General features: G+C 35.5%; 14 protein-coding genes and 1 tRNA gene. 6 read left to right on the forward strand and 9 right to left on the reverse strand.

Annotated features, from left to right (window positions below; translation table 11 throughout):
- The first annotated feature begins 8 nt into the window (after positions 1 to 8).
- From QY331_14390 to QY331_14400, 3 genes are read left to right on the forward strand one after another with little or no spacing between them, the layout of a single operon-like run.
- Positions 9 to 2816: an alpha-amylase family glycosyl hydrolase gene (locus QY331_14390; GenBank protein ID WKZ69147.1), complete on the forward strand. Its 2808-nt coding sequence runs from the start codon at positions 9 to 11 to the stop codon at positions 2814 to 2816.
- 16 nt (positions 2817 to 2832) lie between these two features.
- The gene (locus QY331_14395; protein WKZ69148.1) at positions 2833 to 6612 is read left to right on the forward strand and encodes a S8 family serine peptidase; all 3780 of its coding nucleotides are present in this window, start codon (positions 2833 to 2835) and stop codon (positions 6610 to 6612) included.
- A 46-nt stretch (positions 6613 to 6658) separates the two neighbouring features.
- Positions 6659 to 7111 (forward strand): DinB family protein, encoded by a 453-nt coding sequence (locus QY331_14400; protein ID WKZ69149.1) that lies wholly within the window; start codon positions 6659 to 6661, stop codon positions 7109 to 7111.
- Here the strand turns inward: QY331_14400 and QY331_14405 are convergent, their stop codons facing one another.
- Together QY331_14405 and QY331_14410 are read right to left on the reverse strand one after the other, a co-directional pair.
- Entirely contained in the window at positions 7112 to 7867 is a 756-nt protein-coding gene (locus tag QY331_14405) for an RNA methyltransferase (GenBank protein ID WKZ69150.1), read from the reverse strand. It abuts the gene before it with no gap.
- Positions 7868 to 8206, reverse strand: a complete 339-nt coding sequence (locus QY331_14410; protein WKZ69151.1) for a DUF971 domain-containing protein — start codon at positions 8204 to 8206, stop codon at positions 7868 to 7870.
- A gap of 111 nt (positions 8207 to 8317) precedes the next feature.
- Here QY331_14410 and QY331_14415 point away from each other — a divergent pair.
- Positions 8318 to 8390 (forward strand) — tRNA-Thr (locus QY331_14415).
- Positions 8391 to 8650: 260 nt separating this feature from the next.
- On the opposite strand, the gene QY331_14420 is transcribed toward QY331_14415, so the two are convergent.
- From QY331_14420 to QY331_14450, 7 genes are all read right to left on the reverse strand, one after another.
- Positions 8651 to 9493, reverse strand: a complete 843-nt coding sequence (locus tag QY331_14420) for a zincin-like metallopeptidase domain-containing protein (GenBank protein ID WKZ69152.1) — start codon at positions 9491 to 9493, stop codon at positions 8651 to 8653.
- Positions 9494 to 9606: 113 nt separating this feature from the next.
- Complete coding sequence (locus tag QY331_14425) at positions 9607 to 10107, reverse strand: hypothetical protein (protein WKZ69153.1); 501 nt, start codon at positions 10105 to 10107, stop codon at positions 9607 to 9609.
- A 1-nt stretch (position 10108) separates the two neighbouring features.
- Positions 10109 to 10612, reverse strand: coding sequence for a host-nuclease inhibitor Gam family protein (locus QY331_14430; GenBank protein ID WKZ69154.1), 504 nt, complete (start codon positions 10610 to 10612; stop codon positions 10109 to 10111).
- A gap of 28 nt (positions 10613 to 10640) precedes the next feature.
- Complete coding sequence (locus QY331_14435) at positions 10641 to 10856, reverse strand: hypothetical protein (GenBank protein ID WKZ69155.1); 216 nt, start codon at positions 10854 to 10856, stop codon at positions 10641 to 10643.
- Entirely contained in the window at positions 10831 to 11001 is a 171-nt protein-coding gene (locus tag QY331_14440; GenBank protein ID WKZ69156.1) for a hypothetical protein, read from the reverse strand. The genes QY331_14435 and QY331_14440 overlap by 26 nt, the downstream gene beginning before the upstream one ends.
- A 96-nt stretch (positions 11002 to 11097) precedes the next feature.
- Positions 11098 to 11277 carry a hypothetical protein gene (locus tag QY331_14445; GenBank protein WKZ69157.1) on the reverse strand — a complete coding sequence of 60 codons (180 nt, stop codon included), beginning with the start codon at positions 11275 to 11277 and terminating at the stop codon, positions 11098 to 11100.
- Positions 11278 to 11289: 12 nt separating this feature from the next.
- Positions 11290 to 11436: a hypothetical protein gene (locus QY331_14450; GenBank protein WKZ69158.1), complete on the reverse strand. Its 147-nt coding sequence runs from the start codon at positions 11434 to 11436 to the stop codon at positions 11290 to 11292.
- Positions 11437 to 11923: 487 nt separating this feature from the next.
- Between QY331_14450 and QY331_14455 the strand changes: the two genes are divergently transcribed.
- Both QY331_14455 and QY331_14460 read left to right on the forward strand, forming a co-directional pair.
- A complete protein-coding gene (locus QY331_14455) occupies positions 11924 to 13258 on the forward strand; it encodes a hypothetical protein (GenBank protein ID WKZ69159.1) in 1335 nt (444 codons plus the stop codon).
- Positions 13259 to 13406: 148 nt separating this feature from the next.
- Positions 13407 to 18170 carry a T9SS type A sorting domain-containing protein gene (locus tag QY331_14460; protein ID WKZ69160.1) on the forward strand — a complete coding sequence of 1588 codons (4764 nt, stop codon included), beginning with the start codon at positions 13407 to 13409 and terminating at the stop codon, positions 18168 to 18170.
- Positions 18171 to 18176 lie beyond the last annotated feature (6 nt).

The following is an 18176-nucleotide window of genomic DNA, read 5'->3' on the forward strand; positions in this document are numbered from 1 at the left end:
GTCTACAAATGAAATTACGTTTAAATGTCTTACTTTTACTAATAACACTTACTAGTTTAACTGCACAGGTTGTTTCATCCGATCCCCCATTTCCTACCGAAGATGATTTTATTACAATTACATTTGATGCAACACAAGCAACAAATAAAAGTCTTGTCGGATATACCGGTGACCTTTATGTACATACAGGTGTTAATACAGCTACTCAAAATTGGCAGTATGTAATTGGAACTTGGGGCAATAACACGACTCAACCCAAACTGACAAGAATCGGGACCGATTTATATGAACTCGAAATCGGTTACCCGCGAGAATTTTATAACATAACGAGTCCCAGCGTAAAAATTACTTCACTAAATTTTGTTTTCAGAAGCGCTAATGCTTCACAACAAACAGAAGATATATTTCTTCCAATTTCCGAAGGCGGTTTGGAAGTAACAATATTGCAGCCATCTTCTCCCTTTACTATTAAGCAAGTCGGTGATGAACTAAACATAACCGCAATCAGTTCATCTGCGGATTCTCTTTATTTATTTCTGAATGACGAACTATTGACACAAACAGATAAAGATACGATTACTTATACTCTCTCAGCTACAGAGGAAATGTCAAAATATATAATCGCCAAAGCTGTCGATTCTCAATCAAATTCAGTTTCCGATTCTGCAATTTTTATAGTTCGCGGTGAAGTTCAAGAAGCTGAATTACCTGATGAAATTATGCATGGCATTAACTATACAAGCGAGACAAGTGTAACCCTTGCACTACTTGCACCAATGAAAGAGTTTGTATATGTAACCGGAGATTTTAATGATTGGTTATTTGGTCCTGATTCATACATGAAACGTACACCAAATGACTCAACTTACTGGATCGAGATAACGGGTTTAACGAGCGGCGAAGAATACGCTTTCCAATATTTAGTAGATGGTGAATTATTAATTGCTGATCCCTACACTGATAAAGTCTTAGATCCTTGGAATGATTCGTACATAACAGATGATGTATACCCAAACTTAAAGCCATATCCTTTCGGGAAAACGACCGAACCTGTTTCAGTATTCCAAACAGCACAAGAGGAATATGAATGGCAGGTAACAGATTTCCAAAGACCTCCTCAAGACAATCTTATTATTTACGAACTTTTAATTCGCGACTTTGTTGCATCACATAGTTATGAAACAATTATTGATACATTAGATTATCTCGAACGCCTTGGCGTGAACGCAATCGAATTAATGCCCATTTATGAATTTGAAGGAAACATTAGTTGGGGTTACAATCCTTCGTTTATGTTTGCCGTTGATAAATATTATGGAACAAAAAATGCATTGAAAAAATTTATTGATGAGTGTCATGCACGCGGTATTGCTGTAATTCTTGACATGGTATTAAATCATCAATTCGGTCAATCACCGCTGGTAAGATTATATTGGAATGATGCATTAAACAGACCATCAGTAGATAATCCTTGGTTTAATCCGGTTGCTAGACATGATTTTAATGTCGGTTACGATATGAATCATGAAAGCAAATTAACTCAAGAGTTTGTTGATAGAGTAAATAGATATTGGCTGGAGGAATTTAAATTCGACGGTTACCGTTTTGATCTCTCAAAGGGATTTATGCAAACCGGAAGTTTTTATGATTACAATGCATCAAGAATTGCTTTACTTAAAAGAATGTATGACGAAGTTAGGACTTACGATGAAGACGCTTATATGATTCTTGAACACCTTGGAGCAAATAACGAAGAAACTGAATTAGCAAATTACGGTTTCATGCTTTGGGGAAAAATGACCGACCAATACAATGAAGCAACTATGGGTTATCATGATAACAATAAATCCGATTTAAGCTGGGTTTCATATCAAACACGTGGATGGAATGATCCGCATTTAATTGGTTATATGGAAAGTCATGATGAAGAAAGATTGATGTACAAAAATTTGCTTTACGGAAATTCAAATGGAAGCTATAACATTCAAGAGTTAGTTACAGCGCTTCAAAGAATGAAAATGGCCGCGGCGTTTTTCTTTACAATTCCGGGACCAAAAATGATCTGGCAGTTCGGTGAATTGGGTTATGATTACTCAATAAATTATCCATCCGGAACCGATAGCGATCGATTAACTCCAAAACCGATCAGATGGGATTATCAAGATATTCTTGCAAGAGAAAAATTGTTTAAAACATTTTCTGCTATAATAAATTTGAAGAAAAATTATGAAGCCTTCAATACGGATGATTTTCAGTTGAGTGTCAGCGGCTCGATTAAGAAAATCAAATTGTATCACGAATCAATGAATGTTTATATCATTGGGAATTTCGGAGTTACTTCAAACGGTCAACCTCTTGATTTCCAAAGTACCGGGACATGGTATAACTTTTTTACCGGGGACAGTGTTGAATATACATCTTCGGCACCATTCCAAAATTTATTACCGGGTGATTTTCACATATTCACAACAGAAAAATTACCAACTCCCGAAGGTGATATTATAAGTAATGTTATTCAAGAACATGATGAAATTCCAGTTAATTATTCACTATCTCAAAATTACCCAAATCCTTTTAACCCTAGTACAACAATTAATTTTTCAATTCCGGCTCAGAGTTTTGTGAATATTAACATCTATAATGTTCTTGGAGAGAAAGTGAAAACATTATTAGTCGAAGAGATGCAGCCGGGCAGTTTCCAAGTAAGCTGGGACGGTACAAACGATTTTAACCAAAACTTATCAAGCGGTGTTTATATATATAGAATAGATGCCGATAATTTTTTTCAATCAAGAAAGATGATTCTTTTAAAATAAATCAACAGGAGGGCTGATGTCCAAATTTCTTATAGCAATACTTCTATCGTTTTCCATTGCATTTGCTGCAAATTCAACTAACTATTTCAAAGCAAATCCGGAGGTAATAATTCAACCAGGAAAAGTGGTTGTTAAATATAAAAAGATGGATTCTTACGGTGCCGTTAACAAAAAGGTGAAAGATCAATTGAGTGCAAAGTTTGGTCTTCAAGCAGAAAAAGCCGTCTTTGAAAGTGCGCAAAATATTGAGTTGAAGAACCATCTCAATCTTAACAACATTTTTGTATACGAAGTCCCAACAGTAGTTGATGTAAATAAATTAATAATACAACTTAATGCAGATCCATCGATTGAATATGCTGAACCAATTTATCTCTCCCCTCTCGAGGAAATTCCTAACGATCCTTTATATGGTTCACAACAACATTTACCTCAAATCTCAGCTCCCGAAGCCTGGGATGATCAATATGGAAGTTCTTCAGTTATTATTGGCGTTATAGATTCCGGTGTTGATTGGGATCATGAAGATCTTGCCGATATAATTTGGATGAACTCCGGTGAAATTGCTGACAATGGAATAGATGATGATGGTAATGGATACATTGATGATATAAGAGGTTGGGATTTTGTTACGGGCGTCTCCGGTTCCGGAGCAACAAATTCTTCACCTAATGAAGATGGTGAAGTTCCCGATAATAACCCCATGGATTATAATGGACATGGAACTCATGTAGCGGGAATTGCTGCAGCAGAAACTAACAACAATATTGGAATTGCATCAGTTTCTTCCGGTGCTCAAGTAATGTCATTAAGAGCCGGTTGGAACGGTAATGATGGAAGAGGTTATGTTAGCAGTCTATTTGCTGCTCAGGCTTATATGTATGCAGCCGATAATGGTGCTCATATAACAAATCAAAGTTCCGGCAGTTCAGGGCAGTTAATAGTTGATGCGGCTTTTTATGCTTTTTTAAATGGTGTATTAATTATAGAATCTGCAGGAAACTCCAACAACCAAACACCTTCTGCATTAGGTGCACAACCATGGATAATTTCCGTTGCATCACTTGATCCAAATGATACTAAATCTTCATTCTCAAATTATGGTGATTATATAGCTGTTTCAGCTCCCGGTTCGAGTATATTGAGTACAATTGTTGAACCATCAAGTTACTTTGGTGGAAATAAATATGTTCGATTATCCGGAACTTCAATGGCTGCACCATTAGTTGCTTCGGTTGCAGGTTTAGTTAAAGCTAAATATCCGGGAATGGATGTCATAGAATTATTTACTCAAGTAGTAAAAACCGCCGATAATCTTGATGATGTTAATCCGGCATTTGTTGATGCATTAGGAACCGGTAAAGTAAATGCTGCGCGAGCTCTCTCCGAATCGGTTACTCCACTTCCTCCGAATTTGCAATTTGAGAATATTACTATTTCAGAAACTTCCGGTAACGGTAATGGAATATTAGATCCCGGTGAAACTGTTGATGTAAATATTGAAATAAGTAATATGTGGGCTGCAACTACAAATATTAGTGCTAATCTTTCTGCGCTAGTCGAATGGCCTATTACAATTTTAGACGGTTCAGAAAACATCGCTTCAATTGGCAGTGTTCTAGATACAAACACATCAAAACAAACTGTTACTTTTTCAGTATCATGTTCAGCTGATGCTTTTCCAACAGCCGTTCCAATGCAATTAGTTTTAAGCGGAACTGATGTTGATGATACATTAAACTTCCAACTCGGAATTGCACCACAACTTTTATTTGTAGCAGATTTTGAAGAAGATAATAACGGTACAGTTGATTTCAGCCAGTTCTATTTCGATGATTTTAATACACAAAAAATTTCATTTGATTACGTGCATAGACTTCAAACAGACATTACTTATGAAATGTTAAGTAAATATAATATTGTTATTTGGGCTTGCGAATGGGCCTTCCCTTCGCTAGATGCTAACGATAGAGCCGCAATTGAAGAATATTTGGATAATGGCGGTGCACTATTTCTCTCCGGGCAAGATATTGGCTGGGACTTAAATGAAAACGCCGATAATCTTGATATCACTTTTTTCAATAATTATCTAAAATCCAATTACCTTGCCGATGATGCCGGTATGTCTTTTATAAATGGGGTTGACAGTGATCCCATAAGTCACGGTATCAGTTCTGAATTTTTTCAAATTAGAAGATCGAGTGCAAATCAGTATCCGGATAGAATTTCGGGAATTGGAGGTGCACAATCAATTTTTAATTTTAATGACGGGACTTCAGGTGCAATTAGGTATCGCGGAGATTATGATCTAGTATATTTTGCTTTCGGTGGATACGAGTCGATTTTGGACGATGATGCCAGAAGAACTGTGTTAAGCAGAATAATCAGTTGGTTCTCCGGAATTCAATACTGGCTGTCTGTTGTTGGTAATACCGAGGATACTGAATCACCAATTGAAGTTAATATTACAGTGCAAAGTGAATCATCTTTGTCATCTGTAAAATTATACTATGACACGGATGGTACACCACCTTACAATATTTTAGAAATGACTAACAGCGGCAATGACAACTACCAAGCAAGTATTCCCCCTCAAGCTGATGGAACTGATATTACTTATTTTATTGGAATTACTACTGACGATGGATACAGCATTGTTACAGGAGAAAATTCGTTTTACGTCGGTGCAGATATAGTACCTCCAACTGTTCAGATGCTCAGCAATCCTTTGAGGAACTCGATCAACTTAAGCGGTATTTCTCCTTATGAATTGCTCGCATTTTTAGATGATGAATATGGAATTGACGGATCTACCGCCACAATAAACTATTGGGTAAATGACGGATCGGTAATTTCGGAACCATTATCATTTTTTGATTTAAATACATTCTCCGGTACAATCGATTTTTCTGATTCTAGACTTACATGGGGAGATGAGGTAAGTTATTATTTTGCTGTGAATGATTTATCAAGTAATGCAAACCTGGGAACATCGGATACGGTTTCATTCACTATAGATACAACACAAATTGTAGATGATTTCGAATTACCATTTTTAGAATGGGATTTAACCGGAACTTGGGGACTCTCATCAACAGTTAAGAAGAATGGAAATTATTCCTTAAGCGATAGTCCTTCCGGAACTTATGGAAACAATACTAATAGTACAGCTACTTATAAAATTCCGCTTGATTTAAGCAACTACATTTCCGGTGAAATTTCCTATTGGGTAAGATCTCAATTAGAAGTTGGGGTGGATTCACTTCTTCTGGAAATAAGTAACGGTGGAGGAAATTGGCAAATCATTGATGCAATTTCACAAAACTTTATTTTCTTTTCGCAGAGAACGATTGATATCTCAAATTATACAACTGCTGAAAACAGTGAAGTGTATTTAAGATTCAGACTTTATACAAACGGAAGCACTACTGCCGATGGCGTTTACATAGATGATGTGATAGTTAATGTAACTCCGGATCCGACATTATCTGTAGAAAGACTCGATGAAATACCGTTGTCTTTTGATATCAGTCAAAATTATCCAAATCCGTTTAATCCTAGCACAACAATTAATTTTGCGATACCTGTTAAATCCGATGTAAAGATTGTTGTGTATAATGTTCTAGGTGAAGTCGTAAAGGTACTTGCCGATGCAAGCATGAATTCCGGAAATTATTCACTGTCATTTAATGCAGCAGATGCGTTAAGCAGCGGGATTTATTTCTATAGAATTTCTGCTCTTGGAAGTGACGGACAAAATTTTGTTCATACAAAAAAGATGATGCTGATAAAATAATATTTTCGTAGCGGCTTCAATATTGAAGTCGCTACGTACTATAATTATGAATAGAGAATACTTTATAACGTTATTAGAATACGATAATTGGGCAAATAATAAAATTGCAGAATTTCTTGTGAATCAAGAGGAAATACCATCAAAATGTAAAATTTTGTTTCATCATATCGCTGCCGCAACTGATGCATGGTTAAGTCGTGTTAATAATACTGAAAGATGTTTTTCAAATTTATTTGAAGAGAGTAGCCCTGAAGATATTATTAAAATGCTTAATGAATTATTTTGCAAGTGGATTGATTTTGTTAAAGAAGCAAATGATTTTGACAAATTAATAAAGTACAAAAACACTAAGGGAGTAGAATTCGAAAATACACTGAGTGATATCTTAACACACTTATCCGCACATGGGAATTATCATCGTGGACAAATTAATCAACTACTCAGACAAAATGGGATTGAACCCGCGACAATAGATTATATTTTATATAAACGACAATAATTATTTAGTAAGCTCATTTAATATTACAGCCGAAGCACTTGCAACATTTAGTGATTCGGCTTTTCCTTTTTGAGGAATAGTAATTTTTGCATTTGCTGGTTCAAGAAGTTTATTAGAGGGACCATGAGCTTCATTACAAACTACAATTACAAATTTATCGGGTTTAATAAAATTATAGATGTTTTCTCCATCCATATCGGCAACAATTATTTTATAACCGTTTTCCTTTAATCTAGCCAGCTCTAAATAAAAATCAATGTTGTGCGCATGTTCTAAATGAAAAACAGATCCCATAGATGCACGTAAAACTTTCGGATTGAAAATCTCTGCACAGTCTTCACTTAAAATTATTTGTTGAATTCCGAACCAATCCGCATTTCTAATTATAGTCCCGACATTACCCGGATCAGAAATATTTTCCATCGCAAGAATAACGTTAGACTTTGGTTCGAAGATGAAACTGAGTTTCTCCATTTCTAAAACTGCAAGTATTCCTTGAGGTGATTGTGTATCGGACAATCTTTTAAAATCAACTTCTTTAACAACTTCCACGCGGTGAGAAGATTTCAATTCTTCAACAAGCTTAGATTCTAAAGAAATAAAATTTTCCGTAACCAAAACAATTTCGCAAATTAAAGAACTGTTTAACGCCTCGATTACAATCCGTTTTCCTTCGACAATAAATTTTCGTTCTCTATCACGATATTTTTTATGAAGTAAAGTTGAATAATATTTAATTGCGTTCTTGCTTAACATTTATATCAACGGTTTATAATCATGAGATTTTCCGCTTGCTTCATCTTCTGCCAATGTCTTAAGGTATTGCCAACTATAAATTCCCGTGTCATGCCCATCTTTCCAAGAAATTTTTATCGCATATCCCCCGACTACATCTATTTTGGTTATATCATATCGACCCGGAGCATTTTTATTTTGTCTTGCCGGTCGCATAGTTTTCAGAAGAATTGTTTCACCTTTACAATTAGCACAAGGACATTCATCCCGCAAGTAGTTTAGTGATATCAGATCCGAAGAATCATCATCCCAAGTAAGTTTTAAGAAACCGTCATCTATTTTAATTTTGGTTGGATTCAATTTTTGCCCACTTTCTAAATAAGAATAATTACAAATATATAGTTTAGGAAAATATTAATCTTCTTCTTGCTTAGAAAACGAAAATATATTAGATTTGAACTCTTCAAAAATGCTGGCATAGCTCAATTGGTAGAGCAGCTGATTTGTAATCAGCAGGTTGCGGGTTCGAGTCCCATTGCCAGCTCGAAAATAGCTTAAAAACGCAATAAACCGTCTGACTTTAAGGCGGTTTTTTGTTTTTAAACTAAAATCGCACTGAACAGTTGACTGAACACTTTTTATCAAGTTATCGTAAGAACATCTTGGGTTAATTAAGATTGTAATCGAAACTTACGAATTTTGTCATGAATTATAAATAAGATTCCCTCGTATAATCTATAAATCCAATAAACCCTTTAAACACAACAACTTATGGATAGCAATATTTTGAGTGGATTTTTAGAACTAGGAGGAAGCAGACAATTGGGAGTAGTCTCGCAAAATGTAATCTATTGCCTTCTGTGCTTGCAAAGAAGCTTTGATTAATGCATCTCGGTTAGATTGAAGATTTCTGTACCAGCCCTCTATATATGATGATTGATTATCTATTACATTTGATTCTATTCCCGTTAAACCGCAAAGATAAGCTGAACCAATTTCGGCAGTTAATTCTTCCAGTGAATATTTATCTACATCGGATATAATTGACAATCGATTTAGTCTATTGATATTTCCAGTCCAATGGATCAATTCATGAAAAAGTGTGCTGTAATATTCATCGGGATTATCGAAATCATCTATTTGAGGAATAGAGATATAATCCTTCTTTGAAGAGTAGTAACTTCTTACCGGATTGTGCTTTATTACAGGTCTATTATCTCCCATGCCCTCTATTATTGATTCACAAGAATAGATCTTCAGTTGATCCGCGTTATCTTTATATAGATCCGTTTGAGTTAAATTGAATACATAGCTTAGTCGAGCAATGGGAACTTGTTTAACTTCATTAGACATATCATCTATATCCTTATTTGCTATATCAGTGATTTTCCAAAATATAATAGGTATGCCCTTAGCCCCTTTAAGTATTTTGCCTTGTTTCTTAGAACATTGTAAATAGGTCAAGTAATATGGAGATGCAAAATCATTTACAAGCAAGGATAGAAAGTTTATTCCGGAATAGATTCTCTTTGAAATATAATTAGCTGGCAATCCAATTTTCCAAGAGCGTTTCCATGGAATCGTTCCTTCCTTAAGCTTAGAGAGTATAGTATCAGTTATGCGTGAATATATAGTTTGACGGTTCATATAAATTCTCCTTCTATATAGATGTTATTATTTATTGTATGTGATTTATAAAGCACTACTTGCGCAAGTAGATTTGAATGGAATAGGATTGATCAGATCCTATTTATTATAGATTAGTAATTGAAGCCGTTATGACCGTTACCGTTCTTGGTGCGTTGTATGAATAAAGTTATGGCGACTCTAGTTGGCTCAACCATACCGTTTAACTCATTACTTATCTTGATTGCATCCTTGAATGACTGAAGCATGATTTCATAATAGTTATCCGTTTTAGGTTCTTGTTCCTTGACCGGCTCAGGCTCATCAACTTCAGTAATGGTCTGATTGGGTTTTGATTTAACTTTGCCTTTTACACTTACGTCATAAGTTGATACAATTCTCGAGCCTCGTTTTGCTACTAGCTTTGTTATAGTTGCTCGATCTCCGGCTTTAAGTTCTTTTAGAGCATCATGTACTTCCCGCGGCGGGAAAAAGGCATACTCTTCTTCGCCGACTTTAACTGCATAAAGAAAATATTCTCCATAAGAATTAAATCCAGTTACTGGTTCATTGTACATTATCTCAATTTCAACTGCCTTGTTGACCTCAAGTTCAAGCTTAGTTCTAGTTACCATTTTATACCTCCAATATTTTTAGTGATAGACTAAATGAGTCTTGCCCTTCTGTGAACTTTACACCTTCAGGAACAATACCCGTTCTTTTTATATAGTTCTTTATTCCATTTAGATCAGGCTTATAGCTTTCCGGAATAGCCTTCAACATCTCACTCTTTGCCGATATAATAAATGTATCAACATCTATTACCTCTACCTTATCTGGGCGTTTTCTAATCTGTAGCTTTCCATGAGGCAGATCTATAGTTTTTACATTACTCTCTACAATAAAAGCATGAAGTTTAGTTTCCAGGAATTCAATCCGATCTAAATGCTTGGTTATCATGCTGTCTTTCCATTGATTGATAAGCTCAATCTCCCGCTTGGTCTGATCATTAATCTCATTGATCCGTTTTTGCTCATTAATGATATCCACAATAAGCATATCATAATAGGCAAGGGATTGCTGCTCCTCTTTCTGTTCCGCTTCACGGATTAATTCGTCGATGAAATCTCTTGATTCCATATTTAGCTCCTTTCATTTTGGTTATTAATTAGTCTTGGTATGAGTTAAGTAAGTCAGCATCGGTGATTTCTCTTGCACAGACTGTACAGCGGTTAGGCATGGAAAAAGAATATACTGTTTGATTATAGCACCATGGACAGATGACTATATCATCTTCGGGCGAATAAATTAAATAACTATACCCGCCGTTTTGCTTTAGTTTCTGTTCAACTAATACTTCATCGATTTGATGGATACTTTTCATCTTGATTCTCCTTAATTAATGATTGATGTTTGGTTAGAAATTCAGCTATAGCTTCAGAGACCAATACGGTCATTGGTTTCTTTACTTTCTGCTTCAGCTGATATAGTAAAGGAACATACTCCTCCTTGATCTTCGGGGAATACATTTTTACCTCCATGTTGAGTTATTAATTAATTGGATTGTTACTGCCACTTCTGACAGGTTTTGAGAATAGATATACTTTTGAAAAGCGTCAGTTCTGTCAGGCGTTGCCTTTGGCTTGAATGGTGACGGTTATTTTAGAGGGGCCGTCAAAGCGGTTGGCTACTTCGAGGAGAGTTTTGGAGAGAAACTTACTAACTCTTTTCTTCTCGTGTTCCGGTATGGGGAAATAATTGTAGGGCTTTCTTACAGTTAAGCTTACTTCTTTGGTTGATACCATATTCCCTCCTTGTTATAGATTGAATAATTTGATTACTGCACATACCGCAACAGCTATCCAGACAAATGGAGCCAAAGGCGGCATGATAAAGGTAGTGATGATAGCACCTGTCACCATAACGGGCATGTTGATACTGTCTGAGAGATTTTGCTTTTGCATAAAGACCTCCTAATTGATTTGAATGAATAAAAAAAGCCGCCAATGAGATTGTCTCTCAAAGGCGGCTGTAAATTGAATTTTTATGTAAAGATTATGTGGTTATATTATTTGACCGGCGGCCTCGCATCGGAATTGAAAAGGGTCCCATGCTAACTTCAAGGATATACCTGGTTCCTTCTAGCTGTCGGGTCTATTTGTCAAAGTACTTTATTGTATCATTCTTCTAAACATGCTTGCTCAATAAAAACCCCCGATGTCCTATTCCTCCGTATTTCTACGGATTTACTTTAATTGATTGCCAACCTATATTATAAACAAATAACAATTTATTTCGCGGCTGTCGATGAACACTTCTCGTCAATAAATTTAGGAGGTGATAAATGTAATGCAATAAAAAGCATAATTACTTAATTTGAATTAGTGAAAGCAGCCTCAAGTAACTCATCAGCTTGAGCGGAACAAAAGAAATTAAAATTTAGGCGGAAAAATGAAAACTATATCTAACTTAAAAACACATCGGGCATTAATCTACTTTTTCCTTTTGCCTTTGTTCTTTATTCTAGTTTCATGCAACACGACAGAACCACCGATCAACTATACCGATTTTTATATAATTCAACTTGATGTTGGTGTTTCTGAAGTATATCTGCACTTGCACAACAGTCAACCAAATAGGGATTATGACTTAATACTAGAAAGAGATAATAGTGTAATTACTACTTTTAACAGTTCCGCTACAGATACAGTTATTGTTGATACAAGTCTTAATGAAAATCGAGATTATACATATAAAGTATCAAAATCTCTAAGGAATGAGATTATTGAAACAACAAATGAAGTTACAATAAAAACATTGGAAGCAACCAGTCATAATTTTACATGGCAGACCTACGAGTTTGGAGACTTTTCAAGTATTCTCTATGATGTTGCCATCATTGATGAAAATAGCATTTGGGCGGTTGGTGAAATATTTCTAAAAGATGAAAATGGTGATTACGATTCTGAGCCATATGGTTTGGCTCGGTGGAATGGCTCTACTTGGTCCGTAGAAAAAGTTCAGATTTATGATTCATTATATAACTATAAAGCTTATAGCAGATTCAATGCTATTTATTCGTTTGGAATTAATAGCACCTTTATAGCCAGCTCAGCCAATTTATTAAAGTGGGATTTTACTCAATTTGATACAAAAGCCTTTTTTATGCAAAGTTTACCTTTTACAGGTCAAGTTACTTGTATGTGGGGTACAGATGAAAATAATATTTATTTGGGTAGCGGAAGTGATGGAACAGTCTATAATTACTATGGAAGCGGATGGAAAATTATATACCAAAGTGAAAATGATGCAGGTATAGCAGATGTTATCGGTTATGTCTCCCCGATTGATAATAAGCTAAACGTCGTTGCATCGGCTATATCACAATCTATTGATGGGGATAACAAAATTTTGCTAATTGACGAAAATAATAACGTAAATGAAATGGAATGGGACTCAAGAACCAGCATTACTTCAACATGGACAAGAAAAGGTTTGCCGATATATTCTAGTGGAGACGGAGTTTATAAATATGATGGTCAAGATTGGAAAAGAATTCCAGGTCTTCCATCAATATTTACAAATAAAGTGCTGGGTACAAAGCTTAATGATATCTTCGTTGTCGGTGCATTTGGTCTAATATTACATTTTAATGGCATTACTTGGCAATCATTGGTAAGCTTAGGTAGCGGAGCGCTTGGACAAGTTGCAATTAAGGATGATATAATTGCTATAGCGGGAAGAGAGGGAGGTAAGGCAGTAGTAAAAATCGGCAGAAGAAATTAATCAAACTCCCGGTGATGGCGGCACCGGGAGTAAATAAAAAGAAATAGATAAACACTTCATCAGGCGGTTACCTTGACTATGTGGATACCTATTTCATTTTAAATATACTCATTGTCCGCGTTATTTTCATTATTATAAGGAAACAGTAATGAAGCAATTCAATTTACTTCTACTTCCATTAGTATTAATATGTTCAACAATGTTTTCACAGGAAAGTATTACTTCAGTCTGTAAAGTTAAACCAGGTAATGCTTTTACATCTGTTGAAGCACCATCTGTATATTTATCAAGAAATATATTGGCAAAATCCCCATCTTCGAATTTTGATATTACCTTCGAAGGCTCATGGTCTTTAGAACAACAGGAAGCATTCCAAAAAGCTATAGACATTTGGTCATACCTAATAGTAGCAGCGAATGATATAAAAGTAAAAGTGGAATGGGATGTTCTTGATGCGACAATTAATGCACAAGCTGAAACTTTTTATTACAATAATTTTCCTGATGCGCCCTCTAACAATTATCAATACCCGACAGCATTGGCAAAACAAAAAGGGGTGTTGACCAATCCTCCAGAGTTTGACTTTATTCTTACATTTAATGCTAGTCAAGATTGGTCGTTTTCAGTTCATGGTATACCATACGAAGGCAAGTCAGATTTTGTTACTATAGCTATGCATGAAATCGCTCATGGTCTAGGGGTCACTCATTCGATTTATTATTCAGAAGGCGATGCATGGATGGGATTGGATAGCATTGATAATGATAAAAGTGGAATATATCCAACAATTTTTGACAAGCATGAAAAGTCTGGAAGTAATCTTCTTACAAACATCACTAACCCACAAACATTGGGATCAGCAGTAACCTCAGGAAATGTTAAATTCAATGGGCCTAAAGCAATGAAAAGTAATAACAATACTGAACCCAAACTATATTCTCCTTCAACCTGGAGCGGAGGATCGAGCATTGCTCATCTTGATGAGAACACATATCTTGAAGGGACCATAAATTCCCTTATAACTCCTCAAACTGCACATGCTGAAGCTGTGCATACCCCGGGACCAATATTATTAGGAATTTTAGAAGATCTTGGTTGGGAAACAAATAGATTTATTTATACCCTTAAACCTTTAGGTGGTGAGAAACTAATGAAGGGAGGCACAACAACTATAAACTGGTTCGATTATCACGGAACTTCATTGGGACAAAATATTAATATTGTTCTAAAAAGATATGAGGGTGAAGTATTAATTCCTCTGGATCCGCCTATACTTAGCAATTATACCTCCGCATCAGGTGGTGCAAATTCATTTCAATGGACTATAAGCGATCAACTTATCGAAGGTCAATATATTTTGCAATACGAGGGATATACTTTGCCAATTGGCTGGGGAACAAGTCAAACATTTACAATATCATCTCAACCGGCAGAGCCATACTTTGATCCGCCACCAAGTCATTATACCGGTGAACAAAATATTCGAATTTTTACATTTACTGAGGGGGCTACAATAAAGTATTCTCTTGATGAAAGTGAACCAACTATTGATTATACAGATGGTCAATCTATTACAATTAATAAGACAACGATTATAAAGGCAAAATCGATTTTTACATTACCAAATGGAACTGTTACAGAGAGTGAAACAGTTACGGGGAAATATTATATTAATGAAAATATTCAATCGATTACAATTGTAGGGAATGCAAAAACACTAAAAAAAGCAGGCACTCTTGTCACAGAACTAAATAATGAAGATATACATCTTGGGTATTTGGGTCTCATGAATTCTTATGTACCAATAATAGGCAGGGCTTACATTTGGTTTAGCGGAATTGGAAATAATATTCCAGAAAATTCAGTAATTGAAAGTGTTGAGCTACAAATTGATTTTCAATCAGGTATTGATAACTTTTATAAGTTATACAATTATACCGCTCCTCAACCAGGAAGTTTACCAAGTGTGTATTGGGGTGCCACTGCTATAGGTGGAGTGATAGAAACCATCCCAGCACAATTTGAAAAATATAATATAACCAATAGTGGCTTTATCAGTAAATTTCAAGATATTGTTGATAGGCAATCCAGTGAAAAAATATATTTTTCTCTCATAAATAAACATGAGGCCTCAGGTACGAGTGGTCAAAGACTTTATAGTAAATATTCACCTAAAATTAAAATTTACTACAAAGGTAATGTTGAGGTTAATCAATTAGCATCCGATCTCACTCCATTTGGTGATGTTAAGATTTGGGAAAATAATAGTTGGCAGACAGAGAGTGTTCCTTTTTATCGAAGCAAAAATCAGGGCTCACAAGTAATATTGAAAGCCTCGCAAGAAATTAACCCGAATGCAAATGAACTTATGCATAGATGGGAAGATGCAACTAATGCATTACTTTCATTAATCAATTTTAATACTTTTGGAATCAATTCAACAGAAAATGTGTTTGAAGCAAAATTCTCTCCTATTGCCAACGATTTGACTATTAAAAATAGTATTGAAGGTTACGAAAACGTTAATGACCCCAATAACAAGTTATATTTTAAAGACCCTTGGTTGTTAGATAGGGTTAGTAGTAATCATGCTGACGCAAAATACAATAGCGGAGTGGATGCCGAATTTAAAGAATTAGGTTCACCATTTCTATTACACGAGAATACTAATTATAAAGGAGTTTTTAAAAATCAACTCGTACCTGATGGATATTATTACTCAATTAAATTTGCAGATGTTTTATCAATTACATTAAATGGGTTGAATACAACAGTAAAATACCTTGACGTAAGTTCAACAGGCACTCAAGGACTAGCTCCACAACTCGATAATGGATTTCATAAGAGTCCTGTAGTCTTTACAAGTGATGACCCTGTTGTAACTGCAAACTACAAAGGCTCATTATTAAGCAATACAACTAGTGCATTGCGGGGTGCAAGTCAGCGCAAAATAGCAAGAACGCCCAATGGTCACCTCCATCTTGTTTACGAGAGCATGGACCATGTTTGGTATGAGAGAAGTACAGACGGAGGAAGTTCTTGGGAATTAATGAACAATGCTCAACCTCTTGACAATTATAGAGGGAAACTACCCTCCATTGATGTATCTGGTGAAGGTGTAAGCATAGTTTTTCAGCAAGACGATAATTGGGACTGGCATTCTATTGTTTACAAATTTTTCCTTTATGGGTCGTTGGAGTTGACATATCAGGTTACACAAGACTTCGGAGATTATAATAGCCACGATGCCAATCCGGTATTAGCAACCGGTTCAGACGGAAGAGTTTTTATAGTTTGGGAAAGAATGGGCTCAATAGCTTATGGACAAGAAGACAATCTGTGTTATCGATTCGGAGTTATGAATTTAACGGATCAACAAATTAATTGGAAGACTGTGGTAATAAATATCCCGAACTCAACATCTTTATCAACAACACCAAGTCTTGTTTCAGATAAAATAGCAGGCTACTCGAACTATTATTTGGTTTGGGCGGAGAGCAATAATAGCATAAAATATATTAAAGCTTCATCACCAAATGATATTCCGCAGTTTAGCAACGTTACTACTATCTCAAACCAAAGTGGATACGAAAACCACTGGAACCCCGAAGTAGTTATTTCCGGATCAACTGTTTATGTTGGATGGGTTGGGCAAAGATATGAAGCCGGTGAGGAAGAACCGGGACCAATCCAATGGAAAACAAATGCATTTGGCGGAGGCGGATGTTCTTTTGGTGAATGGAAGGAAAGAGGACTTCTAAGATCATTTAACGGATCAAGCTGGAGCGGTATTATAAAAGCTCTCGGAAGTGATGTTGATGACGTTGCTCTTAATACTGCGGGGAGTTCGGTTGTATTTGCTTATTATACAGAAACTAGTTTGGAAACTTACTATACCCGTGGAGTTCAAAGTGGAGACGGGTTTAATACAATATTTAATATCTCCGACGGCGGGAAATCTTTTATGCTCTCCAACGGCTCTTCGCTAAATAATATGAAATGGTTTGATGTTGACTATCCAAGTGAACATCTTCAACCTTTAGGACCGCCTTATTCATTGAAGAATGGCAATATAGCTACGCAATATAAACAAGGGTCTACTGAAAATTATGCATTAATCGGCAGAGAAGGTGTAACAACAAGAGACAGCGTGCAATTCTACTTTACTTTTGGAGAAATTATTGTTGATGGTGTACAGGTAAATTTCGTTGAACTTCCGGACACGATGAAGGAAATAAAAAATTCCAATCAATTAAATAAGTTTTTAGTTAGTGAACCTTTTACTCTAGATGATAACTCACAATTTACATATGGCGTGATGTGTGGAGTAGCTGACTCGGCAGATGTTGAGGTTGCGCTGGAGAAAAATAAATACATTAATTTCAAAGTTGAGTTGATAGAAGATAAAAGTCAAAAAGTACTCGGTGTTTATGATAATGTAACCTTTACTTCCGACAGTATTAATTATTATTCCAATAAAAACTATCAAGTAGATACAAAAGGTATCGGGAATAAAACTGTTAGACTTCGCTTACAGGTCAAGGATAACTTTAAGCAGAATTACAGCATCGGTAATTTGTTGGTGGAGGATTCATTAATGTATAAGAAGGGCTACCATGAATTAAATTATAAAGGTGAACTGCTTGTAAAAGATTATGACTTAGTTCAAAACTATCCTAATCCATTTAATCCTACAACAACAATAAAATACCAAATACCGAAATCCGGTCATGTGAAGTTAAGAGTGTACGATATACTCGGCAGAGAAGTTACGACACTAGTAAATGAATACTTGGTAGACGGTAGATATGAAGCTGTATTCAATGCAAATGAACTATCAAGCGGTGTATATATTTATCGTCTGGAAGTAAATGATTTTGTTACTTCTAAAAAGATGATGCTGGTGAAATAATGTATA

This window comes from Melioribacteraceae bacterium (assembly GCA_030584085.1).
GTDB lineage: Bacteria > Bacteroidota > Ignavibacteria > Ignavibacteriales > Melioribacteraceae > SURF-28.